General features: G+C 61.2%; 22 protein-coding genes, 2 tRNA genes and 1 pseudogene. 8 read left to right on the top strand and 17 right to left on the bottom strand.

The window, feature by feature from the left end:
- Nucleotides 1–2 precede the first annotated feature (2 nt).
- The 4 genes from pheT to rpmI form a co-directional block, all read right to left on the bottom strand.
- Nucleotides 3–2,411 (bottom strand): phenylalanine--tRNA ligase subunit beta, encoded by a 2,409-nt coding sequence (gene pheT / locus V1283_RS37595; protein ID WP_334391629.1) that lies wholly within the window; start codon nt 2,409–2,411, stop codon nt 3–5.
- Nucleotides 2,412–2,520: 109 nt separating this feature from the next.
- Nucleotides 2,521–3,603: a phenylalanine--tRNA ligase subunit alpha gene (gene pheS, locus V1283_RS37590; RefSeq protein ID WP_334391628.1), complete on the bottom strand. Its 1,083-nt coding sequence runs from the start codon at nt 3,601–3,603 to the stop codon at nt 2,521–2,523.
- Nucleotides 3,604–3,777: 174 nt separating this feature from the next.
- A complete protein-coding gene (gene rplT / locus V1283_RS37585; protein ID WP_108512729.1) occupies nt 3,778–4,137 on the bottom strand; it encodes a 50S ribosomal protein L20 in 360 nt (119 codons plus the stop codon).
- A gap of 79 nt (nt 4,138–4,216) precedes the next feature.
- Nucleotides 4,217–4,417 carry a 50S ribosomal protein L35 gene (gene rpmI / locus V1283_RS37580; RefSeq protein ID WP_008539890.1) on the bottom strand — a complete coding sequence of 67 codons (201 nt, stop codon included), beginning with the start codon at nt 4,415–4,417 and terminating at the stop codon, nt 4,217–4,219.
- A 263-nt stretch (nt 4,418–4,680) separates the two neighbouring features.
- Between rpmI and V1283_RS37575 the strand changes: the two genes are divergently transcribed.
- Complete coding sequence (locus V1283_RS37575) at nt 4,681–5,106, top strand: hypothetical protein (protein ID WP_442895809.1); 426 nt, start codon at nt 4,681–4,683, stop codon at nt 5,104–5,106.
- A gap of 81 nt (nt 5,107–5,187) precedes the next feature.
- Here the strand turns inward: V1283_RS37575 and V1283_RS37570 are convergent, their stop codons facing one another.
- Nucleotides 5,188–5,385: a Trm112 family protein gene (locus V1283_RS37570; RefSeq protein ID WP_334391627.1), complete on the bottom strand. Its 198-nt coding sequence runs from the start codon at nt 5,383–5,385 to the stop codon at nt 5,188–5,190.
- 49 nt (nt 5,386–5,434) lie between these two features.
- Nucleotides 5,435–5,971, bottom strand: coding sequence for a TetR/AcrR family transcriptional regulator (locus V1283_RS37565; RefSeq protein ID WP_334391626.1), 537 nt, complete (start codon nt 5,969–5,971; stop codon nt 5,435–5,437).
- A gap of 92 nt (nt 5,972–6,063) precedes the next feature.
- Here V1283_RS37565 and V1283_RS37560 point away from each other — a divergent pair, with 92 nt between their 5' ends.
- Entirely contained in the window at nt 6,064–6,414 is a 351-nt protein-coding gene (locus tag V1283_RS37560) for a hypothetical protein (protein WP_334391625.1), read from the top strand.
- Between the two features lie 4 nt (nt 6,415–6,418).
- On the opposite strand, the gene V1283_RS37555 is transcribed toward V1283_RS37560, so the two are convergent.
- Together V1283_RS37555 and trxA are read right to left on the bottom strand one after the other, a co-directional pair.
- Nucleotides 6,419–7,093: an LON peptidase substrate-binding domain-containing protein gene (locus V1283_RS37555; RefSeq protein WP_334391624.1), complete on the bottom strand. Its 675-nt coding sequence runs from the start codon at nt 7,091–7,093 to the stop codon at nt 6,419–6,421.
- 41 nt (nt 7,094–7,134) lie between these two features.
- Nucleotides 7,135–8,058, bottom strand: a complete 924-nt coding sequence (gene trxA / locus V1283_RS37550) for a thioredoxin (RefSeq protein WP_334391623.1) — start codon at nt 8,056–8,058, stop codon at nt 7,135–7,137.
- Nucleotides 8,059–8,552: 494 nt separating this feature from the next.
- On the opposite strand from trxA, the gene V1283_RS37545 reads away from it, so the two are divergent.
- A tRNA-Gly gene (locus V1283_RS37545) sits at nt 8,553–8,627 on the top strand.
- A 309-nt stretch (nt 8,628–8,936) separates the two neighbouring features.
- Nucleotides 8,937–10,436 carry an AAA family ATPase gene (locus V1283_RS37540; protein WP_334391622.1) on the top strand — a complete coding sequence of 500 codons (1,500 nt, stop codon included), beginning with the start codon at nt 8,937–8,939 and terminating at the stop codon, nt 10,434–10,436.
- On the opposite strand, the gene V1283_RS37535 is transcribed toward V1283_RS37540, so the two are convergent.
- The 6 genes from V1283_RS37535 to V1283_RS37510 all read right to left on the bottom strand — a co-directional run bounded on the left by V1283_RS37535 (nt 10,402) and on the right by V1283_RS37510 (nt 14,146).
- Complete coding sequence (locus tag V1283_RS37535; protein ID WP_334391621.1) at nt 10,402–10,839, bottom strand: head maturation protease, ClpP-related; 438 nt, start codon at nt 10,837–10,839, stop codon at nt 10,402–10,404. The two genes, V1283_RS37540 and V1283_RS37535, sit on opposite strands and share 35 nt — an antisense overlap.
- A gap of 118 nt (nt 10,840–10,957) precedes the next feature.
- Entirely contained in the window at nt 10,958–11,938 is a 981-nt protein-coding gene (locus V1283_RS37530) for a hypothetical protein (protein ID WP_334391620.1), read from the bottom strand.
- 65 nt (nt 11,939–12,003) lie between these two features.
- Nucleotides 12,004–12,369, bottom strand: a complete 366-nt coding sequence (locus tag V1283_RS37525) for a hypothetical protein (RefSeq protein WP_334391619.1) — start codon at nt 12,367–12,369, stop codon at nt 12,004–12,006.
- A 4-nt stretch (nt 12,370–12,373) separates the two neighbouring features.
- Nucleotides 12,374–12,628: a helix-turn-helix transcriptional regulator gene (locus V1283_RS37520; protein ID WP_334391618.1), complete on the bottom strand. Its 255-nt coding sequence runs from the start codon at nt 12,626–12,628 to the stop codon at nt 12,374–12,376.
- A gap of 239 nt (nt 12,629–12,867) precedes the next feature.
- Nucleotides 12,868–13,341: a hypothetical protein gene (locus V1283_RS37515; protein WP_334391617.1), complete on the bottom strand. Its 474-nt coding sequence runs from the start codon at nt 13,339–13,341 to the stop codon at nt 12,868–12,870.
- On the bottom strand, nt 13,334–14,146 hold the full coding sequence (locus V1283_RS37510; RefSeq protein WP_334391616.1) for an Arm DNA-binding domain-containing protein: 813 nt from the start codon (nt 14,144–14,146) through the stop codon (nt 13,334–13,336). The genes V1283_RS37515 and V1283_RS37510 overlap by 8 nt, the downstream gene beginning before the upstream one ends.
- Before the next feature lie 116 nt (nt 14,147–14,262).
- On the opposite strand from V1283_RS37510, the gene V1283_RS37505 reads away from it, so the two are divergent.
- The 4 genes from V1283_RS37505 to V1283_RS37490 all read left to right on the top strand — a co-directional run bounded on the left by V1283_RS37505 (nt 14,263) and on the right by V1283_RS37490 (nt 19,182).
- Nucleotides 14,263–14,359: transfer RNA gene (locus tag V1283_RS37505), tRNA-Ser, on the top strand.
- Nucleotides 14,360–14,528: 169 nt separating this feature from the next.
- Entirely contained in the window at nt 14,529–16,844 is a 2,316-nt protein-coding gene (locus V1283_RS37500) for a DUF2235 domain-containing protein (protein ID WP_334391615.1), read from the top strand.
- Nucleotides 16,845–17,253: 409 nt separating this feature from the next.
- The gene (locus tag V1283_RS37495) at nt 17,254–18,513 is read left to right on the top strand and encodes a PQQ-dependent sugar dehydrogenase (protein ID WP_334391614.1); all 1,260 of its coding nucleotides are present in this window, start codon (nt 17,254–17,256) and stop codon (nt 18,511–18,513) included.
- An 84-nt stretch (nt 18,514–18,597) separates the two neighbouring features.
- The gene (locus V1283_RS37490) at nt 18,598–19,182 is read left to right on the top strand and encodes a c-type cytochrome (protein ID WP_334391613.1); all 585 of its coding nucleotides are present in this window, start codon (nt 18,598–18,600) and stop codon (nt 19,180–19,182) included.
- A gap of 133 nt (nt 19,183–19,315) precedes the next feature.
- Here the strand turns inward: V1283_RS37490 and panE are convergent, their stop codons facing one another.
- The 3 genes and pseudogenes from panE to V1283_RS37475 all read right to left on the bottom strand — a co-directional run bounded on the left by panE (nt 19,316) and on the right by V1283_RS37475 (nt 22,426).
- Nucleotides 19,316–20,239: a 2-dehydropantoate 2-reductase gene (gene panE / locus V1283_RS37485; protein WP_334391612.1), complete on the bottom strand. Its 924-nt coding sequence runs from the start codon at nt 20,237–20,239 to the stop codon at nt 19,316–19,318.
- Nucleotides 20,240–20,412: 173 nt separating this feature from the next.
- Nucleotides 20,413–21,018, bottom strand: a pseudogene (locus V1283_RS37480) (2-hydroxychromene-2-carboxylate isomerase).
- A gap of 109 nt (nt 21,019–21,127) precedes the next feature.
- Nucleotides 21,128–22,426, bottom strand: a complete 1,299-nt coding sequence (locus tag V1283_RS37475) for an MATE family efflux transporter (RefSeq protein WP_334393320.1) — start codon at nt 22,424–22,426, stop codon at nt 21,128–21,130.
- Nucleotides 22,427–22,610 lie beyond the last annotated feature (184 nt).

Raw genomic sequence — 22,610 nt, 5'->3', positions numbered from 1 at the left:
CATCATGCTCGCAAGATGCCGCCGGTCTTCTTCGTCACCTCGGCCACGATCTTCGCCGCTACCGCGTCGATCTCCTGGTCCGTCAGGGTTTTTTCGCGTGGCTGGATCGTCACGGCAATCGCGACCGACTTCTTGTCCGGATCGATGCCCTTGCCTTCGTAGACGTCGAATACGGTCACATCCGTGATCAGCTTCTTGTCGACGCTCTGCGCCGATCGCACGATGTCGCCGGCCTTGACGCTGCGATCGACAATGAAGGCGAAGTCGCGCGACACCGGCTGGAACGCGGAGAGTTCGAGCAGCGGCTTGGCCCGGGTCGGCTTCTTCTTGGCGTCGGGAATGCGGTCGAGGATGACTTCGAACGCCATCAAGGGGCCGTCGGCGCCGAGCGCTTCCAGCGTGCGCGGATGCAGTTCGCCGAAATAGCCGAGCACGTTCTGCGGGCCGATCTGGATGGTGCCGGAGCGCCCGGGATGCAGCCAGCTGGCTCCGCCCGGCACGATCTGCAGCGCCTGCATCGGCGCCCCTGCCGCCGCCAGCACCGCGAACGCATCGGCCTTGGCATCGAGCGCGTCGGTCATGGCCGAGCCCGACCAGTGCCGGCCCATGCCCTTCGAGGAGGCAAAGCCATGGCGCACGCCCGAGGCCGCGACGAACTGATTCTCTGGTCGATCGCCCCTGAAGATCTGGCCGACTTCGAACAGCGCCACGTCGGAGTAACCGCGATTGGCGTTGGCCTGCGCGGCAGCCACGAGGCCCGGCAGCAGGCTCGGCCGCATGTCCGAGAGGTCGGAGGCGATCGGGTTGGCGAGCGCGAGTTCGGCCTGGCCGCCGCCGAACAATTCGGCGTGCGGTTTGGAAATGAATGACCATGTCACGGCTTCCACCATGCCGCGCGCGGCCAGCGCGCGCTTGGCCCGGCGGGTGCGGAGCTGGATCGTGGTCAGCACCGGCTTGCGGGCATCGTCGCCGCGCTCGAACGGCGTCATCGGCACCTTGTCGACACCGACGATGCGCACGACTTCTTCGACGATGTCGGCTTTGCCGTGCACATCAGTGCGCCACGAGGGGACCGCGACCTTCACCACCGGGCCCGAGCCGGCGACCATGAAGCCGAGATGGGTGAGGATGCGCCGCATCTCCGCCAGCGGCACTTCGATGCCAGCGAGGCGCTTCACCTCGCTCAGTGGGAAATCGACGATGCGGTCTTCGCCGAAGGCGTTGCCGACGACGACGTTCTCCGACGGCGTGCCGCCGCAGAGCTCCGTGACGAGTTTGGTCGCGAGTTCGAGCCCCGGCACCATGAAGGCCGGATCGACACCGCGCTCGAAACGATATCGCGCATCCGAATTGATTCCGAGCTTGCGGCCGGTCTGCGCGATGTTGATCTCGTTCCACAGCGCCGATTCGATCAGCACGTCCGTGGTGTTTTCGTCGCAGCCCGACGTCTCGCCGCCCATGATGCCGGCGAGCGATTCGACGCCGTGCTCATCCGCGATCACGCAGATCGAGGGATCGAGCGTGTAGGTGCGGCCGTCCAGCGCCAGCAGGCTCTCGCCGTCCGTGGCGCGGCGTACGGTGAGATTGCCGTTCACCTTCTTGGCGTCGAACACATGCAGCGGCCGGGCGCGGTCGTAGGTCATGAAGTTGGTGATGTCGACCAGCGCGTTGATCGGCCGCAATCCGATCGACGTCAGCAGCTTCTGCAGCCACTCAGGGGAGGGGCCGTTCTTGACGCCGCGCACCAGCCGCAGCGCAAAACCTGGGCACAGCGTGGCGTCTTCCACCGTCACCTTCACCGGGCAGGGGAATTCACCCTTGATCGGCTTGATGGCGGGATCTTTGAACTTGCCCATGTCGGCGGCGGAAAGGTCGCGCGCGATGCCGTGCACGCCGGTGCAGTCCTGGCGGTTCGGCGTCAGGTTGATTTCGAGCACGGGATCGCCGAGGCCTGCCCATTCGGCATAGCCCTTGCCGATGGGCGCATCGGCCGGCAGCTCCATGATGCCGTCATGGTCTTCGGAGATCTCGAGCTCCGCCGCAGAGCATAGCATGCCGCGGCTCTCGACGCCCCTGATGGTGCCGACGCCAAGCGTGATGTTCTTGCCCGGGATGAATGTGCCGGGCGGTGAGAACACGCTGACGAGGCCGGCGCGCGCATTCGGCGCGCCGCAGACCACCTGCACCGGCGCGCCGCCGTCACCGGTGTCGACCATGCACACGCGCAAGCGGTCGGCATTCGGATGCTGCTCGGCCGAGATCACCCGCGCGATCGAAAACGGCGCCAGCGCCTTCGCCTTGTCCTCGATGTTCTCGACCTCGAGCCCGATCATGGTGAGCTTGTCGGCGAGCTTTTCCAGCGGCTCGTCGGTGTCGAGATGGTCCTTCAACCAGGAGAGCGTGAATTTCATGCTGATGGCTTCTCTTGTCCCCTCTCCCGCTTGCGGGTCGCGACGAGCTTCGCTCGCGCTGAGAGGGTTAGGGTGGGGGGGCTCTCCGCGACGGCAGTCTCGACGAGGCTCACGTGCTCAATCCTCCCGCGAGCGTCGGGACGTCGAGCGGCTTGAAGCCGTAATGGTTGAGCCAGCGGACGTCGCTCTCGAACAACTGGCGCAGATCCGCGATGCCGTATTTCAGCATCGCGATGCGGTCGATGCCCATGCCCCAGGCAAAGCCCTGGTAGACGTCGGGATCGATGCCGCAGGCGCGCAGCACGTTCGGATGCACCATGCCGCAGCCCAAAATCTCCAGCCAGTCCTCGCCTTCGCCGAAATGGATCTCGCCCTTGTCGCGCCGGCACTGAATGTCGACCTCGAGCGAGGGCTCGGTGAACGGGAAGAACGACGGCCGGAACCGCATGTTGATGTGGTCGACCTCGAAGAACGCCTTGCAGAACTCGTGCAAAATCCATTTGAGGTGGCCGAGATGCGACCCCTTGTCGATGACGAGGCCTTCGACCTGGTGGAACTGCGGCGTATGCGTCGCATCCGAATCGATGCGATAGGTGCGGCCCGGACAGACCACGCGGATCGGCGGCTTCTGCGACAGCATCGTGCGCACCTGCACCGGCGAAGTATGCGTGCGCAGCAGCATGCGCGAGCCATCCTCCTTCGGGTTGAAGAAGAAAGTGTCGTGCATCTCCCGCGCCGGATGGCCCTCGGGGAAATTCAGTTTTGTGAAGTTGTAGTCGTCGGTCTCGATATCGGGACCTTCGGCGATCGCAAATCCCATGTCGGCGAAGATCGTATTGACCTCCTCGAACACCTGGCTCAGCGGATGGATGCGGCCGGCTTCCGCGGGCGCCTCGCGCAGCGGCAGCGTGACGTCGATGGTCTCGGAGGCAAGCCGGGCATCGAGCGCGGCCGACTTGAGAATGTCGCGACGGGCGGTGAGCGCCTGCGTGACCTTGTCCTTGGCGAGATTGATGGCGGCGCCTTGTGTCTTGCGCTCGTCCGGCGACATCTTGCCGAGCGTGGCGAGCAAGGCGGAGATTGAGCCTTTCTTGCCGAGTGCGGCGACGCGCACGGCTTCGAGCGCGGCTTCGTCGCCGGCGGCTGCGATCTGGCTGAGGATTTCGGATTCGAGTTGAGCGAGGTCGGTCATGGCGAGGGGTGCCTCTTGGGAAGCGCGCGCTCGCAGTCCAAACGGCACCGTTATCATCCGCGAAGGCGGATGATCCAGTAACCCCCGGGGTCAATTTGTCGATCGGTGGTTACTGGATGCCCCGCCTGCGCGGGGCATGACACCGGAATTGCAAGACGCCGCAGCGATTGCGAATCAGGCCGCCAGTGCGGCCTTGGCCTTCTCGGCAATCGCCTGGAACGCCGCCGGCTCGGTGATGGCGAGATCCGACAGCACCTTGCGGTCCACCGTGATGCCCGACTTCGACAGGCCGTTGATAAAGACGCTGTAGGTCATGCCGAACGGGCGTACCGCGGCATTGATGCGCTGGATCCAGAGCGCGCGGAAGGTGCGCTTTTTGCGCTTGCGGTCGCGGAAGGCATATTGGCCGGCCTTCTCGACCGCGGCTTTCGCAGCGCGGATGGTGTTCTTGCGGCGGCCGCGGAAACCCTTGGCGGCCTTGTAGACTTTCTTGTGCCTGGCGTGAGAGGTCACACCGCGTTTGACGCGAGACATGACTGCTATCCTTGAATTTTAAATCGGTGATGGATCGCCGCGCAGGGCGCGGCCGGCTTTTAGCGGAATGCGAGCGCAATCAGGCGTTCGGCAAGAAGTACTTCTTGACGTTGTCGCCGTCGGTCTTGAACAGCACGCGGGTGCCGCGGAGCTGACGAATTTGCTTCTTGGTCCGCTTGATCATGCCGTGGCGCTTGCCGCGCTGGGCGTGCATCACTTTACCGGTAGCAGTCACCTTGAAGCGCTTTTTAGCGCCTGACTTGGTCTTCAGCTTGGGCATTTGGCTCTCCTAATGGCCACAGAAAAATGCGCCCGAGGGGCGCTTTTGCGGCTTAAAATGCTCGTTAGAGCGTTGAAAGTGCTCAGATTTTCTCAGAATTCGAGATAACCCGCACGGACATCGACACGGCAGCCCTTGATCAGCCGGGCGATGAAGGTCGGGCTTATGGCAGATGAAGCGCCAGATAGCAACGATGAACCGCGGTAGGCGGTGCTGATACCTACCGGTGATGTCGCTAACACCTCGGTGCGGAGCAGGACGAAATGACCCGTTTTCGGCGATTGATTGCCCGTTTTGACGATTTTTCTGGCCTGCGCAGCCTGCGCTGGCTCCCGATCCTTGTCGTATTCGCCGCGATGGCGGTGCCGCCTTCCGCCGACGCCGCGACCCGCCGCAGGGCGGGGGTCTATGACGGCACATGGAACGTGGTCTTCGCCACCACGCGGGGCAATTGCAGTTCGGGCTACAGCGTCCCCTTCACCGTCATCGGCAGCCGCGTTTCATCGGCCGGCGGCGGCCGGGTTTCGGGATCGGTCAGTCGTGCCGGTGCGGTTGCGGTTAATGTGTCGGTCGGCGCATCCCGCGCGAGCGGCGGCGGCCGGCTCGTTGGCAGCTACGGCGCGGGCGCCTGGCGCGGCATCATCACCGGCGACCGCTGCAGCGGCACTTGGCAGGCCACACGGAGCTGATCGCATTGTAGAAGGCGAACGGCGAATAGGGAGTGGCGAATGGACCATTCGCTATTCGCCACTCCCTATTCGCCGTTTTTATCACTCGATCTTCCGCGCCTCTTCCGGCAGCATGATCGGGATGCCGTCGCGGATCGGGTAGGCGAGCTTGGCCGAGCGCGAAATCAGTTCCTGCCGGGTCGCATCGAATTCGAGCGGGCCCTTGGTCACCGGACAGACCAGGATCTCCAGCAGCTTTGGATCGACGGTGCCGTCGAGGCGTTCGGGCGAGGCGCTCATTTACTGTCTCCGGATAGCCGTGGTGCTTACCATATGGGATCGCGAGGTGTCATGACGCTGACATCCGCACCAGCTCGTCGACTACGGCCTGTTGTCGCGTCTTCGGCAACGGCTGATCCGATAGCGCAAAGCCGAGAAACGCCCAATAGAAAATTTGGGCGCGGGCGCGAGCCAGTTCCGCTGACAATCCCGACTGCACCAGCAGGCCATCCACATAGCTCAGCCGTCGTCGATCGATCGCCTGCACGGCGGCGCGGGCAGCGGGATCGACACTTGCCCAGGTGCGGACGGCCCGTTCCAGCGTCAAGCGTTCGCCGAAGACGCGGCGCAACAGCAACGCGAGCGGGTTCTGGTCTTTCGAAGCCGCCTCGACATTGGCGATGATCTGTTCGGCCGCCACCTCGTGCCAGCGCGCAAGGATCGCGGCGTGGAACGCGCCGATATCGGTGAAATGCCAGTAAAAGCTGCCGCGCGACACCCCCATCGCCTTGGCCAAAGGTTCCGCCTTCAGCGCGGTGAAGCCGCGGCTCGCCAATGCCTTCAGGCCCTGATCGAGCCAGTCCTTTGCCGATAGTTGATCGCTCATGATCGGTCCCGCGCTATCCCACCATACACTACTGTATTGACAGGCGCCAGAATAGGGCGCATAACCATACAGTGCTGTATGGAGGCGTTTCGATGCGCGATCTCATTCTGCAATGCGCTGGTGTCGCCGGGATAGCGGTAGCCCTGATTCACGGCGTGCTGGGCGAAACCAAGGTGTTTGCCAAGGCGACCATCCAGCCGGAGAGCCTGCGGACCCTGATTCGCCTGGTATGGCAGGCCGGCACCGTGGCGTGGATCGGCGGCGGCGTGCTGCTGATTGCCGCGCCCTCGTTTGGATCGGAGAGCGCCCGGCACTGGATCGTCGTGACCATCGTCGCGGTCTACGCCTTTGCCGCCGCCGCCAATGCCTGGTGGTCGCGCGGCCGCGGCTTTGGCTGGAAAGCGCTCGGCGCCGTCGTCGTGCTCGCCGTGGCAGGGTACTGAAGCGCTACTGCAGCCCGGTGTCGCCGCTGGTGCGCTTCTTGGCGAGGTCCATTTCGGTCACCGCGATCAGGATCTCGGCGCGGGTTTTCAGGTCGGGCGCCTCCAGCATCGCCTGCTTCTCCGCCGGGCCGTAGGGCGACATCATCGCAAGTGCGTTGACCAGCGCCTCGTTCGGCGCGCTCTCGATCCCTTCCCAATCGACTTTCAGATTGTTGGCTTCGAGAAAATCGGTCAGCACGTCGAGCAAGGCCGCGCGGTCGACGGCTTCTTCGCCGATGCGCGCAACGAAATCGTCGACATAGGGAAAGAAATTCACCTTGCATTGCCGGTACGCGGTCAGACCCGAGATTTCCTCGACCACCTTGAAGCGCGCGACGCCGGTCAGTTCCAGGATGTAGCGGCCGTCGCCGGATTCGGCGAGCTGCGTGATGCGGCCGACGCAGCCGACCCGGAATAGCTCCGGTTTCGCCTCGTCCCTGCTGTGGGAAAGATCCGGCTGGATCATCCCGATCAGCCGGTGACCGTCACGCAACGCGTCGTCCACCATCGCCAAATAGCGCGGCTCGAAAATATTGAGCGGCATCTGGCCGCGCGGCAGCAACAGCGCGCCCGGCAACGGAAACACCGGAATGATTTCGGGAAGCTCGCCGGGTCCGCGGTATTCGGCATTGATCGGCATTTGCAGTCCCGGTCAGTTCGTTGGTTCGTGGAATACGCGCCCTACGAGAACAGAATCGTCGACAGCCGCTTTCGTCCCTCGACGGTCGCTTCGTCGGCGCCGCCCCACGCCTCGAAGAACTGCACCAGCTGCTTGCGCGCGCCGTCATCGTTCCACTTGCGATCACGCCTGACGATCTCCAGCAACTGGTTGGTCGCCTCGGTACGCTTGCCGGTCGCGTTGAGCGCGGTCGCGAGGTCGAATCGCGCCTGATGGTCGAGCGGGTTTGCGGCGACCTTCTGTTCCAGCTCGGTCACCGGACCGACCGTTTGGGCCTGCTCGGCGAGGTCGATCGAGGCCTGCACCGCCTTGACGGCCGCGTCATTGCGTTTCGATTCCGGCACCATTGCAAGCGTCTGCTTGGCCTGTTCGACGGCGCCCGTCATCACATAGCATTTCGCCAGTCCCGCCAGGGCTGCGATATTGGTGGCATCGAAACCCAGTATCTCGGCATAGATCTGGGCGGCCGCGGCAGGATCGCCCTCGGCCAGCACGGCCTCAGCCTCTTGCAGGATCTCTGCGATATTCGGCTCGCCCGGCGCCGTCATGCCCTTGGTAAGCTTGTCGATGAAGGCGTTGATTTGGCTCTCCGGCACCGCGCCCATGAAGCCATCGGCGGGCTGGCCGCCCACGAACGCGATCACGGCCGGGATCGACTGAATGCCCATCTGGCCGGGGATGGCCGGATGCTCGTCGATGTTCATCTTGACCAGCTTGACCTTGCCCTTGGCGGCGCGGACCGCCTTTTCGAGAACGGGCGTGAGCTGGCGGCAAGGGCCGCACCACGGCGCCCAGAAGTCGATCAGCACCGGCTGACGCTTCGATTCCTCGATGACATCCTTCACGAAGGTCTGGGTGGTGGTCTCTTTGATCAGATCGGGTGCTGCCTGCGGCGCCGGGCCGCCGCCCTGCTCAACTATCGTCACGGTAATCCTCGCCTGATGTCTTTGAGAAGATGTCTCGGAATTTCGGGGCCCGTTCTAGCACGGCTAGGGGCGAAGTTCCTCATCCGCTAGATGGCGGCTTGGCCACAAAATTCAATCGGCAGGCGCCGGCCGCGTCCTCGGGGACCGGGTGGGCTGGAACCTCCCGGGAACATTGACGCCCTTCGAGGCAAGGACCTTCGATGGGACCTTCAATTGTGATTGCGGCGCGGGACGGACGTCGGGAGGTTGGTTCGGCAAGGAAAAATGGTTCGAATCGCCCTGTGGTCGCCCGGGCGGCCTGGACCTGGGTTCCCGACGTGGGGCTCAAGGGGCCGACAAACCTGCTTAGGCGTTGTTTCGGACCGATTCGTTCCCATTTGTTAATGAAATCGAACGACCCACGTAACACTGGACCACACGCTGACTGTTGCATTCACGGTCCGCATTTGGCATAGGTCTGCCGTTGACGGCGAGCGTTCGCCGCCATCTCGGATGCGGGTGTAGCTCAGTGGTAGAGCACGACCTTGCCAAGGTCGGGGTCGAGGGTTCGAGCCCCTTCGCCCGCTCCAACTTCTCTCAACATTGGTAATGACTTAGCTGACCCCTTCGGGGGTCGGCAGTCGTGCGTTTTTAGCGCCGGGGTAACCTAGGGGTATCTTCCGGGGCGTGTCGCTGTTGGGGTCGAAGTGCGAGCCATAATGAAGGCTGTACAGCGCAGCGTCATATCTAGCCAGCGCCGTGCGGGACGTACGCCCGGCCGCTGCGATCATCCCACAGATTCCTGTCAGACTCTCATCCGCCCCACTTGTTGAATGCCAAGAATCGGTTCACCCATCGGTTGCAAGCGCAAGAGCGCGATTCCCGAGGTGGATTTGCAAATGAAGCTAATTAAAGCTCACGTTAAGAATTTTCGTTCGGTAGAAGATTCCGGCCCATTCAAGGTAGATCAAGTCACATGTTTGGTCGGAAAAAACGAGGCCGGTAAAAGTGCCATCCTGCTGGCGCTGGCCGCACTGAACCCGCACCCCAGCACACCAGCCGTACTTGACAAAGAGCGGGACTATCCTCGCCGATATCTCACCGCGTATAGCGAGCGACACACGGACGGCGACGCCATCGCCATCGACACCGAATGGCAATTATCGACGCAGGAGCTAGAGAGAATTGTCGCTGAGCTTGGTAGCGGTGTTGTCACAAATCCAGTTGTTAAGGTAAAGCGCCGTTACGGCGCAAAGACCGCCGATATTGAAGTCGAGGTGAACCTTCAGGCCGCTATCGACAACGCTCTTGCAAATTGCGGCTTCAATGATGCGCAAATTGCCGCGCTCAGGACCTCGCAAACTACGGAAGAGCTAATCGCGAAGTTGTCGGGGCTTCCCGAGCCGACACCCGAACAGCAAAAACTTTTGGAACGCCTGAAAGGATACAAGACGCTCACAGGGCGAGTCGAGCAGTGGGTTCGTCACTACCTGCCCCAATTCATGTATTTTTCAAACTACGACCGCATGGATGGTGCCGTCCAGTTTGATCAACTCCAACAGTTGACGACAAATGGTCAGCTTCAGCTGGACCAGTACAGCGGCGCGCGCCTTTTTCTAGAGTTCATGGAGTATGCAGGCGTGCCGCTCGAAGAAATTCTGAGCGTTACGACATACGAGACGTTCAACGCCAAACTCCAAGGCGCGTCTAACAATATCACCGATCAAATCCTGGAGTATTGGACGCAGAACCCGGACCTTGAAGTTCGCGTCGATGTCAGTGCTGGCAAGCCCGGTGACGTCGCACCCTTCAACAGCGGAACCGTAGGACGTGCTCGCATCTACAACCACTTGCACCGCGTTGACACGCCGTTTTCAGAACGAAGCGCAGGTTTCGTTTGGTTCTTCTCTTTCCTTGTGAAATTTGCCCAAGTGAAGGCGAGCGGAAAACCTGTTCTCCTACTGCTGGACGAACCGGGGCTGACACTTCATGGGAAAGCGCAGGCTGATCTTCTAAAATATTTTGATGAGAAGCTCGCGCCGCACCATCAGATTATCTATTCAACCCACTCGCCGTTCATGGTTGCGCCTGACAAGTTGCTTTCAGCAAGGGTCGTTGAAGACCAAGTCGCGCTCTCGGGAACGCGACGCGTTTCACAGGGGACAAAGGTTCGCGAAGACGTCTTATCGAACGATCCTGATACCTTGTTCCCCCTTCAGGGAGCACTAGGATACGAGATCATGCAGTCGCTGTTTGTCGGCAAGCATACCTTGCTAGTGGAAGGTGCGTCCGACATTCTCTACCTACAAGCATTGTCCGACGCTCTGAAATCCAGAAAGCGTGTCGGACTTGACTCCCGTTGGATCATTTGTCCCACAGGAGGGATTGGTAAGCCATGACGATGTTCGCCTGCATCACCTCCAACGCGGTCGCAAAGGACTTCAGTTGCTCCGCACCGCCAACAACGCCTCCCCACGGATTGTGGATCATCATCATTGCATTGCTTGGCATCACGATTTCATCCCCGACCATCGCGATAACGGAGGCCATCGACGCAGCTAGACCGTCGATGCGCACCACCTTTCGGGCCGGGAAGCGTTGCAGCATGTTTGCGATGGCCATACCGGTGCTTACGTCTCCTCCGTCGCTGTTGATGCTGATAAGCAAGGTGGAAACACCGCGCATGCGGCTTAGGTCGGCATGGAAGGCTTCGGCAGTCACGCCGCTTCCGCCGATTTCAGAATAGATGGCAATTTCACCAACCGTACCCGCGTTGCGCGCGGTGAACCAAGATTTTGACATTATAGACCCCACCAAAAGGATTGATTCAGAAAATGTCGAAGCCGGAAGCGACGAAGGAGTAGCGCCGCTTCCGGCTGACGGGCCGCGCGTCATGGATACCGCGCGGGCCGATCCGGAGTTACGCTGGTGTGATACCTAGAACAGCGGAGATGGATGCCTGAGGCCGCCGCCAAATTGACTCACCTCGATCTTCGGCAACACGGATCAGTGCTTCCTCGCGCCGTTCAATTTCAAGGTATTCCGCGTCAAGACCGGCGATGACGCGAGCGCGCTCTTCAACCGAGAGGCCGGTGCCGGACTTTTTGTAAAGCGCGTCAAGCTCAGCCATGCCTTTTGCGATAATTGCGTCGGGCATGATCCAGCAGAGGAAGCGGAACGCTTCATCGAGTTCGCCAGTGCGCCCGCCTTCGAAGATTTCCCGACGCGTGGGAAATGCAACATGGCCTTGAATAGCGGGGAGTTCCCGCGTGGCCATAACGTGCTCGCGCGCTTGCTGCCGCAAACACATTACCGGGGTCACATCCAGTTTGAGCGCAATTCGGTTGACGTCATCCCTAAGTCGCGCTTCCGCTTCCACTTTTGGGAGCGGTCGCTTGTTGACTTCAATGATCTTGCGCTTGGTTTCGTCGAGCTTCGCGCGTTCGTTGCTGACCGCTTCGACAAAGCCTTGCGTCAGGTCCACCTTGACGGGCGGCGCATCCACAAACCTTGCGGTCTGCTCGGGCATCCATCCGATGGCCGTTTCAATGGGTAGGTTTGACGACTGCGGCGCGTTACGCAACCCTGCAATCGCATCACCAAACTCAGCGGCCTCGCTTGTCAACTCCGCGAGTTGATTCAACAACTCCGGAGTTTCACCATAATGGCGAATGTTCCGCTCAACGTCGCGCGCGTCATTCAGCCTATCCCGCCGCTTTTCGGAGAGATGCCGAATCTGCTGCGAGCGCGAGAGATACAAGCCGGAATGCTTCTCCCCTGCGGCCTTCAGACGGTGAAGCGCCGCGTGAGCGCTGGTTCCGGAGAGAGGACCGTTCAACGCCTTCTTGGCAATTGCGTTGAGGTGGTCGTCATCACAGAAAAGAAATGAGAGCTTGGACATGGTGAGCGCACTCCGGTTTGTGTTCGATCTCAAACCTAGAGTGCGCCATCGTCCTTTTCGCCCTGCTAAACAGGGGGAAAGTCCCCCTGAATAGGGGGAGGCATTAGTTCGGCTTTGGCGCGCGCTTTCACCATCTCGGCATGTATCGCCCTAGCTGTGTCGTAGCCACTGCCCCCGCCCCTGAGCAGGCTTCGTGTGTTAAGGCCAAACACGCGCGTGGTCACTTCGATGATTTCTTCCATTGGCATGCCGGAATCACGAAGTCGCTCTTTATGCGCGAGCGCTTCGACTTGCTGCAAAAGGTTGAAGTTCACCAATTCGAACTTGGCGACGATTCGCGGATCAGCAACGGCCTTCAAGTAAGCCAAGATCGCGGGGCGTGAACCGATGAGAGCATTCTGCAATAGTTGATCAATGTCGGGGTCTGCCATGACATCACCGCTGGTTGCGCGGTGACGGAACCGGCGTTGATTGGCGACCTCGCTGAATCATAAGCGCGTCCCATGCGTCCAAGTCCTCGACTTGCCAGAAGCGGTCACGGCCACCGAAAAAGACGGGCGCGGGAAAACCTTCCTCCCGCATCTTTCGCGTCAGCCACATGTCGCTGCAATCGCCGTAGCGGTTGCGGACCTGCGCGACGCGCGCATATTTTTTAGGTTTGGAAGTAGTATCTAAATCGGAAAGCGACATAGCGCGACTCCATCGCGACGCCGAAGGCGTCACAGTGAAGTGCAAACCACGGGTTTATTTGGCTAAGGTCGCCAACACCGTTCGGTCTCGTCCCGTAGCGAGCATTGGAAGGCGTCCCGTTGCACTATCCGCCTTCAGTCAAAGTCACTCGCAGTCGCGTCGTACACGGGCGACCACTAGGGAAGCCCCGACTTGGGCAACATATGCTCACGCGCGTGCTCTTATCCACTAACGTTTGGTTAGGCCGCTGGCTTAGTTAACGGGACCACGTTCGACAGTTCGCGGCAGGAAACTATGCGGTCTATCTCGGCGGCGAGCGCTTCGAACGCATGGCGCTTTTCGGCAGCATAGGCGTACCGGTTATAGGTCCCGGCCACGCCCTTGATTGTGTGATTGCAGCACGCTTCGCGCACCTCGAACGCGATCCCTAGACGCTGCATCAGGCTTGTGCCCGTCCGGCGGAGGTCGTGCAGCGTCCACGGTGCCACGCTCTTCCCGGTGATGGCATCAAGCTTGTCTTTCCAGTCGCTGAAGCCGCCAATGGGCCGATTGTAGTGGCGGCCTTCGAACACGAAGGTGCAGCCATCGGACCGTTTCACAGAAGCCAACACGGCGTTCAGCGCTGCCGTACGGTGAATGTCCATCGGACGGCCGTTCTTCGTGCGCTGGCCTTCCAATTCCCAAAGCGATTCCGTCAATTCGGCGTCAGTCATTTCCGCAACTTCGGTTCGGCGGGCGAGCGTTAGAATCATTTGTGCGCACCATCGCGCCGAAGTTCCCTACCTGATCGCAGGCAAGCCACACGGCGCGTAGCTCGTCGTCGGTCAAGGCGCGTTCGCGCGATGCTGACCCTTCCGCCGCAATGCCCACCGCTGGATTGACCGTAACCAACGCGTTGCGGTCCATCGTCCAGCCGAAGAAATGGGACAGGCGAGTCCTGCCTTTGCGCCGGGCGTCCTTGAAGGCTTTCAACGTGTCCAGTAATGCAACCGCGTCCTGCCGCGTGATCGAACCGGCCTGACGCACGCCCCAAACAGGCAGAACGCGACGCAGGAAGAACGACCGGGTCGCCGCCGCCGTATCCGCGCCGATGGCCGGTTCCACGGTGTTGCCGTCCTTGTCCTTCGCGGCCGGGATCACGTCGCCGGTTTCGTGGTCAATGTAGTCGCGGCCCCACGACAGATGACTCCGGTCATAATCTTTGAAGGCAGCCAAGACGCTGTTCGCCGGGGCGCGAGCGATGGCCTTGTCGGCGGCGGGGTCACGGCCCTGAAGGACTTCACCCCGCGCCGTGACGGCGGCCGTCCGGGCGGCGTCCAGCGACATAGCAGGATAGTCGCCGAGCGTCAGCTTCCGAGCCTTGCCGCCGAGCTTGTAGCGGAACGCCCAAGAACGATGCCCGGACGGCTGCACAACGAGCCGCAAGCCGGGCGCGAGCGCATCCCTGACCTCCCGCCGGGCGGTGGCGGGCTTCGTGGCTTCGACCCTGTCGCGGGTCAACTTGACGGCGGCTTGCATGGCGGAAACTCGTTCGGGGTACCTAGGGGTATCTTTTCCGGGCATTTTGGCCCGTTGCCGAACGTTAGACACGAAGGGCCACAAACGCGCAATTCGTCAATGATTTCAAGGTTAAGGCGGGTTAATGGAGTTAGGATATGTTGGCGTATGAGGGGCTATCCGACGACCTTGCCAAGGTCGGGGTCGAGGGTTCGAGCCCCTTCGCCCGCTCCAGATTTTCTTTCCATGGCAGACTACCGGATCGATGACAGGCCGCCTTTTGGCGGCCTTGTCGTTTTTGGTCCCGCGATGTGATCCAGCTCTCCCCTGATTCGAGCGGCGCGTGTAATTCTCCCGGGCCAGAGATTGTGGGGTCTCTTCATCACTCGGCGGGGGCAATTTCGTGGGCCGAAAAATCATTCTGCTATCCGACGGCACCGGTAACTCGTCGGCGAAAGTCTGGCGAACCAATGTCTGGCGCACCTTCGAGGCGCTGGATCTTTCCGGCAACGACCAGATCGCGTTTTACGACGACGGCGTCGGGACCTCGTCGTTCAAACCGATGGCGATCCTCGGTGGCGCGTTCGGTCTCGGCCTGCGGCGCAACGTCATCGCTCTCTACAAATTCGCCTGCCGCAACTATCGCGATGCCGACGACGAGCTGTTCGGTTTCGGATTCAGCCGCGGCGCCTTCACGATCCGGATCGTGATGGGGCTCATCGACAGCCAGGGGCTCGTCAAAGCCGACAATGAGGCCGAACTCCACAGCCTGGCGAGTGCGGCCTACCGCGCCTATCGCAGGGACCGCTACCATCATCTGAAGTTTGAAGCGCCCTATCAGTGGATCCGCAACAAGTTCGGGCCGCATTATCCTCCGAAAGAGGTTCGCAGGAACGTCAAGATCAGGTTCGTCGGCGTCTGGGACACGGTTGCCGCCTATGGCATGCCGGTCGACGAGATGACCCGCGGCATCCATCAGTACATCTGGCCGATTGAACTGCCGAACAATCGTCTCTCGCCTCGTGTCATGCGCGCCTGTCAGGCGCTGGCGCTCGACGAGGAGCGGACTACATTCCACCCGCAGCTTTGGGACGAAACCGCCGGCACCAACGGCAACACCGCTGCGCCCGATGCCGAAGGGCGGCGCTTCATCAAGGACGAACGTATCAGCCAGGTCTGGTTCGCCGGCGTCCACACCAATGTCGGCGGCGGCTATCCCGACGATGCCCTCGCCTACATCCCCTTCGTCTGGATGATTACCGAGGCCAAACGATGCGGGCTCAAGTTCAAATCGGATTATGCCAACGAGCCGCCCAATCCTGATCTGATGATTTCAGATCCCGACACGTTCAAGAACGCGATTTCCAGGCGGGACAAGGACGGACGGCTGTACGATCCGCGCAAGGGTCTCGGCGGCTATTACCGCTACGGGCCGCGCAAACTGGTCCCATTCCTGTATCCGGAGACCAGGAAACAGGAAGACGACGAGGTCGGCGTCGGAATTGCAAAAATTCACGAAAGCGCCTTCAGGCGCATCGAAAACCACGCGCATGCCTACGCGCCGGTTGGCCTTCCGCCATATTACCGCGTCGTCAAGGAAGACGGCGAGATCGTATCGCCCGACAAGTTCAGGATCGGGCCAGCCGCAGAACCGTTTGAAACCAGCACGGCTGCGGCGCAGCGGGCGCTGGCGCAGGAACATGTTTGGAACGAGGTCTGGAAGCGCCGCATCACCTATTTCGCCACCGTCGGCGCGACATTGTGGCTGGCGCTGTTTCCGCTGGTGAGCGGCGCGCAACGTTATGATGAATATACAAGTCCGATTCGCTGGGTATCCGACTTCGTGCGCTTTGCTGGCGGATTTCTTCCAGGCTTCGCATCGACGTGGATCGATGGTTATGCCCGCGCGCCCGGTTGGTTCCTCGTTCTGGCTGGTCTGGTTTCCGGTTTGCTGTACGTGTCCTCGCAAATAGCAGGTCGCACCGCAAACCTGATGGCCTCGATCTGGCGAAAGACGCCGGAAGGACCGTCAGGCCTGCCCGACAACTGGATCTATCGTCTCCGCAGCAGCCCGCTTTACATCGGCTTCCACGACCGTCTGAAACGCACGATCGCGCCGGCGTTCTTCGCGGTGGTGTTCTTCTATCTCGGATTTGCAGTGGTGAATCACCTCGCCTACGATGCCCTGGACGTGGCCGGATACACCTGCGTTCACGGCGATGCCGATCCAAAGCCCGCAGTGCTTGAAATCAACCAGAGCAAGCGTATCGAATTCAAAACGTCGGAGCTGTGCAAGGCAACAGGCATCCTGCTCGAACATCGCGCGCGCTACTATGTGACCATCCAGCCGGGTGAGCCATGGTTCAACGGCGTCACCCGCATCGGCACTCCGGTCGGAGGCTTCTCCGTCAAAGACCAGCCGGCCTGGTACGAGCGTATATATCTCTCCTTGTTTGTGCCTTTGCGGCGGGAGCTATCCAAGGATTGGTTCCGCGTCGTGCTGCGTTTTGGGCATGTCGGCGGCGAAGAGAGCTCCTACGAGCCTGATCCTTACGACGACATCATCCAGTTCAATATCGCGCCCACGATTGCGCCCGATCGCAAACAGGAACTGTTCGTCTTCGTCAACGACGCCGTGATCGGTGTGCCGGATTTCTATGACTGGCTTTACCGCAACAATCGCGGCACTGCATACCTCACCGTCAAGCGAACGAGGTAGCGCCGAGGGCTTCGGCAACTTGCGTCATCTCGTCTTCTGGATATCTCGGCGCCCAGCCGCTGATCGGTGCGTGACAGGCGCCGATCGGGCCTGTCCCATCGAATAGAACAGACTCGGACGGATCCACTTTCTGTGGAAGCTCGCCCACGCGGTGGGACGCCTCCCGTTCGCGACGCGCATTCGCTCTGCGCAAATATTGCGGTGCAGCGTCTCCGTCGCGAAAAAGTCTCAGACCAAATCGGGCGAAGAGTTTTCCCTTCAGTCTGTTTTTGTCTGAAGGAGCCGCGTATCCCCCGCAACGGATATGCTACCATTTCCAGGTCTGTTTCTCATCATCAGACCAAGTTCGCCTCTCGACGCTTTAAAATAATAACAGGCGCAGCCGCCATGCTGCATAGGGAGTGACGCGATGAAATCGGCTTTCAATCGATCTATTCTTGCGCTCGCAGCCGTCCTCGTTGTCGCGGGGGTCAGCCAGGCCAGCGCGCAACAAAAGCCTTTGAAAAAATACGAGTCCGGTACCAAGGACTTCTGGACCCATCCGCCCGACGACTGGTTCCTCGGCGACGAGACCGAGGGCCAGAAAGGCCAGGCCCCGCCATCCGGTCCGCCGACAGGCGCCTCGGACGCCGAACTGGCGGCGTTGACGAAGAAGATCAAGCTGCCGGCGGGCTTCAGTATCGAAGTCTATGCCTCCAACGTGCTGGCCGCGCGGCAGATGGCGTGGGGCGACAAGGGCACGCTGTTCGTCGGCTCCTTCGGCCTCGGCAATGTCTATGCGATCAAGGACAATGCCGGGAAGAAGGAGGTCAAGACCATCCTCAAGGGCCTCAATATGCCCACCGGTCTCGCCTTCCTCGACGGCTCGCTCTATGTGATCGCGACCGACAAGCTGATCAAATACGAAAACGCCGAAGCCAATCTCGACAATCTCGGCGCCGGCAAGGTGGTGTATGACGACATGCCGTCCTACGCCGCGCATGGCTGGAAATACATCGCCGTCGACAAGGATGGCTGGTTCTATATGCCGTTCGGACCGCCCTTCAACATCGGCATCCCCCCAACCAGCGTCTCGCAGATCCGCCGCGTCGATCCCAAGACCGGCAACGCCGAGATCTGGGCGCTCGGCGTCCGCAACAGCGTCGGCGGCGACGTCGATCCGCGCTCGGGGCGATACTGGTTCACGGAGAACGCGCGCGACTGGATCAGCGACGACATGCCGAGCGACAAGCTCAACATGATCTCCAAGATCGGCGAGCATTTCGGCTATCCCTACTGCCACCAGGGCGATATGCCGGACCCGAAATTCGCGATGGGTCACAAGTGCTCTGAATTCACGCCGCCCGTCGTCAATCTTGGGGCACATGTCGCGCCGCTCGGCATGAAGTTTTATACCGGCGATCAATTTCCGGCCGAGTACAAGAACAACATCCTGATCGCCGAACACGGCTCCTGGAACCGCTACAAGTACCAGGGCGCCCGGATCAAGCGCGTGATCGTCGATGCAGACGGCAAGAACGCCAAGTCGGAAATCTTTGCGTCCGGCTGGCTCGAGGGAGACACGGGCTATCAAGGCCGTCCGGCGGATATCGTACTGGCCAAGGACGGTTCGATCCTGGTGGCCGACGACTGGGCCGGTGCGATCTATCGCATCAGCTACAAGAAGTAGACCTTGAACCATCAAGGGCTGCGGTTGCTCGGGAACGGGTGGCCGCAGCCCTTGTTGTTTGAGGTGTGGTGCAGAGGAGTTCACATGCGAAATGCACTGGTTGGGATCGTGCTGGCGTCGACAATCGCCTGCGGCTCGCCTGTTCGTGCCGCCGATATCGCGGCCGGCAAGGAGAAGGCCGAGCTGTGCGTCGGTTGCCACGGCGAGGGCGGCATTTCGCGGATGGAAAACATCCCCTCGCTCGTGGCCCAGCCCGATCTCTTCATTCAATGGCAGCTCGTGTTCTTTCGCGCCGGCACCCGCAAGAACGAGCAGATGCAGCCGATCGTCGAGCAGCTCAACAATGAGGATATCCGCAACCTCGGCGCCTATTTTGCTTCGCTCGCGCCGCCGAAGGAATCAAAGCCCGACGACAACCCCGATTTGTCGAAGAAGGGCGCGCAGGCGGCCGTCGGCCGGCGTTGCGCCTCATGCCACACCGATACCTATGCCGGCACCAAGGGGGTCGCGCGCGTCGCCGGCCAGCGTGAGGAATATCTCGTCAAGGCGCTACGCGAGTACAAATCGGGGGTGCGATCCGGCGGCGCCATGGCCGCGATGGCCGATGTCGCCTATCCCCTCAGCGAGGAGGAGATCGAGGCGCTGGCACATTACCTCGCGCATCTCTAACGTCGTCGCTGCGAACGCAGGGACCCATACTCCGCGGCTTCTCGGTGGGGCGATGGAGTGGACGCCTTCTTAAATAATGGACATTTGTGGCTATGGGTCCCTGCTTTCGCAGGGACGACCGAGAGCCGGATGACTACAAGGAGCGCTGCTTCTCATACGCCTTGAGATGGGTGTAGGCGATCCGCAGCTTCGGTACCGGAATCTTCGCCGCATCGGCGCGCGCGACGAGATCGCCGATCACGTGGTCGGCCTCGACCGGCAACCCCGCTTTGATGTCGCGGAACATCGAGGCGGTCATCGGCGAGCCCTCGGTCGTCAACAGGCCGCTGGTGCGCTGGAAGAACGGGCCGGTGGGCGCGTGGCCCGACGCCTTGGCAATTGCGCTGCATTCATCGAGCATGCCGAGCAGAAAATCCTTGCCGCCGGCGGCCGCCAGGATGTTGCCGACCGAAGTGCGCATCAGGCAGGTCGACGCCGCGAGCGAAGCGAGGAAAACCCACTTCTCCCACATGTCCTGCATGATGTGTTCGCTGGCCACTGCGCCGAACTTGCCGCTCTCAAACACTTTCGCGATCGCGCGCACCCGCTCCGACAGGGCGCTATCGCGTTCGCCGAAATTGAGCGACTGCATCGGCGCGAGCTGGACCACCTCGCGGGTCTCGTTGAGCGTCACCGCGATCGCGCAGAGGCCGCCGAGCACGCGGGCGGCGCCGAATTTCTCGTCCAGCACGTTGAGGTGCAGCATGCCGTTGAGCAGCGGGATGATCGCCGTTTGCGGCCCGACGGCGGGGGCAAACGACTTGATCGCGTCTTCCAGGTCGAACGCCTTGCAGCTCAGCAGCACAACGTCGAATTTCTCGGCAAGCTTGTCGGCCTGCACCGTCGGCGGGCTCTTGAGCGTCACGTCGCCGGCGGGACTCTTGATGACGAGGCCTGCGCTTGCCAGTTCGGAAGCGCGCTTCGGCCGGACCAGGAATGTCACGTCGTTGCCGGCCTGAAGCAGCCTGCCGCCGAAATAGCCGCCGATGGCGCCGGCGCCGACCACGAGAATACGCATGGATGAACTTCCTTTATTGTTGGTTTTGTTGCTGGTCTTGGCGGGAGCCGGATAGCGGGTTGGCGGATTCCGAGCCGGAAAATTCCGGGCCACCATTACCACCGACCATCAGCTATTTGCCACTCACTATTCGCCTGCCTACCATGTCTGGCCGAACGGCTTGAGCCGGGCGGCTATTTCCCCGAGACCATCTCTTCGACTTCGCGAAGTTGCTCCTTGCCGAAAAACATTTCCTTGCCGACGAAAAAGGTCGGCGAGCCGAACGCGCCGCGCTCGACGGCGGATTGGGTGTTCTCGATCAGTCTGGCCTTGACATCGGCGTCCTGCGAGCGCGTCAGCAGCCTGACGGCATCGAGGCCGGACGACGCCAGCGCCTTGGCCGCCACCTCGGGGTCATCCATTTTCTTCGGCTCGACCCACATGTGATGGAAGGCGGCCTCGACATACTTCTCGAACACGCCTTCGAGCTGGGCCGCCACCGCCGCGCGCATCAGGTTCAGCGTGTTGACCGGGAAAAATGGATTCTAGACATAGGGCCTGACCCCGAAGCGCTTCAGGAAGCGCTCGGTTTCCAGCGCGTGGAATTCGCGCTTGTTCTTGATGCCGGCGAGCGTTTCGGCTGGCGACTTGTTGTTGGTGGCCTTGAAGATGCCGCCGAGCAGGATCGGCACATATTCAAACTTGGCGCCGGTGCGCTTTTCGATCGCCGGAATCGCTTCGTGGCTGAGGAAGGCGTTGGGACTGCCGAAATCGAACAGGAATTGCGGATTTGAGCTCACGGCGGCGGCCTCCCTCGGCTTTTGGTATTCCGCTCTGTTTGCTGCGCATTGTGGCGCAAGCCGGTGCGGTACAATATGATTGTCATCATGTGAGGCGCTGGACACGATGTCAAATCAAGCGTTCGACCGCGCGCTTGCGCCATACCAGTCCGTAATAGGCCATCTGCAGCACAAACATGGTTGCGAAGGTGACGGGATAGGCGATCCAGACGCCCTTGATGCCAATGGTGCGGCTGAGCACGATCGCCGCTGGTACCTCGACCAGGGTGATCGCCACGATCGAGATCAACAGCGGCATCCAAACCGTGCCGCCGGCGCGCATCGCCCCGGAAAACACCGTCGCCATGCCGAACAGGACCATGCTCCACAGCGTGATGTGGAGCAGCTCTTGCGCGAGCTCAAGCACTGCAGGGTCGACGATGAAGAGCCCCATCAGGGGGCGGGAGAACAGATAACCGAGCGCTACCAGTCCGCCGGTCAGGACGAGGTTCATCTCAAGACCGGTCCTGACGATCACGCCGACCTGGCCCGAGTTGCCGCGACCAATCGCCTGCGCGCCGAAGATCGAGACGGATATCGCAATCGATATCGCCGGAAACTGCACATAGCTGATGACTTGGTTGACCGCGCCATAGGCCGCGGTGGCGTGAGAGCCGAAGCCGTTGACGAGGCCGAGCAGCACCAGCTCGGCCAGCGATATCACGACCATGCCGATAGCCGTTGGAATGCCGAGCCGCAGCACGGTTCGCAACAGGGTGAGATCGAGCCGCATCGCGCGCAGAAAAGCAGCGTCGAAAGCCAGCGCATGTCGATGCCGTCGAAGATGGAAATAGAGCCACACCAATGTGAACAGGCTCGAGACCGTCGAGGCGACGGCCGCGCTGGCCACGCCGAGCGGGGGCAGGCCGAACCAGCCACGAATCAGGGCCGGGGTTACCGCGAGGCCAACGACCGTTGAAGCCGTCAATGCCAGCAGCGGCGTCACGGTATCGCCCACACCGCGCATCATCGCCGTGATCAGGATGAACACGAATGTCACCGGCATGGTGATCATCATGATCCGCGCATAGGAGTTGGCGGCGTCGAGGATGTTCGGCGGGGTGGCGAGCGCGGTCAGGAGTTGCCGACTGAACAAGCCACCGATCATCGCGATCGCTGTCGCCAGCAGCAGGGCGACCGTCAACGTCGTGCCGGCAACCGCCTTGACCTTGTCGGGCTGTCCGGCACCCCACGCCTGGCCGATCATGACGGAAGCGCCCGAGCTCAACCCGACGACAAACGCGACGAAGAAGAACATCGCAGGGAAGAACACCGAAGCGGCCGCGAGCGCATCGACCCCGATCATTTGTCCGATATAGATGCCGTTTATGGTGCCGAACATCGACTGCAGGATGTTGCTCAGCATCATCGGCGCAAGGAAGCGCAGAAATGTTTTCCGAAGAGATAGTGCTTTTGACACGTTCAGATTCCGGGGAGAGATGAGTTCGTGATGGCCATGGCGTTTTCGAGCGAAGTGGGTACCGGTTCGCGTCAGGAAAACGCGTCAAAACAACAAACCAGGGCCGGGTTCTAATACTATCAGAACCGATGGG

Origin of the sequence: Bradyrhizobium sp. AZCC 2262, from assembly GCF_036924535.1 — a bacterium.
Lineage (GTDB): Bacteria > Pseudomonadota > Alphaproteobacteria > Rhizobiales > Xanthobacteraceae > Bradyrhizobium.
Note: the sequence above shows the minus strand (reverse complement) of the source record. Positions and strands in the feature narration are given on the sequence as shown.

Bases quoted from the DNA above. Each gene is read 5' to 3' on its own strand.
- V1283_RS37490 (WP_334391613.1), top strand. From the start codon at position 18,598: ATGCGAAATGCACTGGTTGGGATCGTGCTGGCGTCGACAATCGCCTGC.
- V1283_RS37515 (WP_334391617.1), bottom strand. From the start codon at position 13,341: ATGACTGACGCCGAATTGACGGAATCGCTTTGGGAATTGGAAGGCCAG.
- V1283_RS37565 (WP_334391626.1), bottom strand. From the start codon at position 5,971: ATGAGCGATCAACTATCGGCAAAGGACTGGCTCGATCAGGGCCTGAAG.
- V1283_RS37540 (WP_334391622.1), top strand. From the start codon at position 8,937: ATGAAGCTAATTAAAGCTCACGTTAAGAATTTTCGTTCGGTAGAAGAT.
- V1283_RS37575 (WP_442895809.1), top strand. From the start codon at position 4,681: ATGACCCGTTTTCGGCGATTGATTGCCCGTTTTGACGATTTTTCTGGC.
- V1283_RS37570 (WP_334391627.1), bottom strand. From the start codon at position 5,385: ATGAGCGCCTCGCCCGAACGCCTCGACGGCACCGTCGATCCAAAGCTG.
- pheS (WP_334391628.1), bottom strand. From the start codon at position 3,603: ATGACCGACCTCGCTCAACTCGAATCCGAAATCCTCAGCCAGATCGCA.
- V1283_RS37475 (WP_334393320.1), bottom strand. From the start codon at position 22,426: ATGATGCTGAGCAACATCCTGCAGTCGATGTTCGGCACCATAAACGGC.
- V1283_RS37555 (WP_334391624.1), bottom strand. From the start codon at position 7,093: ATGCCGATCAATGCCGAATACCGCGGACCCGGCGAGCTTCCCGAAATC.
- V1283_RS37495 (WP_334391614.1), top strand. From the start codon at position 17,254: ATGAAATCGGCTTTCAATCGATCTATTCTTGCGCTCGCAGCCGTCCTC.
- V1283_RS37520 (WP_334391618.1), bottom strand. From the start codon at position 12,628: ATGTCGCTTTCCGATTTAGATACTACTTCCAAACCTAAAAAATATGCG.
- V1283_RS37510 (WP_334391616.1), bottom strand. From the start codon at position 14,146: ATGCAAGCCGCCGTCAAGTTGACCCGCGACAGGGTCGAAGCCACGAAG.
- pheT (WP_334391629.1), bottom strand. From the start codon at position 2,411: ATGAAATTCACGCTCTCCTGGTTGAAGGACCATCTCGACACCGACGAG.
- V1283_RS37560 (WP_334391625.1), top strand. From the start codon at position 6,064: ATGCGCGATCTCATTCTGCAATGCGCTGGTGTCGCCGGGATAGCGGTA.
- rpmI (WP_008539890.1), bottom strand. From the start codon at position 4,417: ATGCCCAAGCTGAAGACCAAGTCAGGCGCTAAAAAGCGCTTCAAGGTG.
- V1283_RS37535 (WP_334391621.1), bottom strand. From the start codon at position 10,839: ATGTCAAAATCTTGGTTCACCGCGCGCAACGCGGGTACGGTTGGTGAA.
- rplT (WP_108512729.1), bottom strand. From the start codon at position 4,137: ATGTCTCGCGTCAAACGCGGTGTGACCTCTCACGCCAGGCACAAGAAA.
- panE (WP_334391612.1), bottom strand. From the start codon at position 20,239: ATGCGTATTCTCGTGGTCGGCGCCGGCGCCATCGGCGGCTATTTCGGC.
- V1283_RS37530 (WP_334391620.1), bottom strand. From the start codon at position 11,938: ATGTCCAAGCTCTCATTTCTTTTCTGTGATGACGACCACCTCAACGCA.
- V1283_RS37525 (WP_334391619.1), bottom strand. From the start codon at position 12,369: ATGGCAGACCCCGACATTGATCAACTATTGCAGAATGCTCTCATCGGT.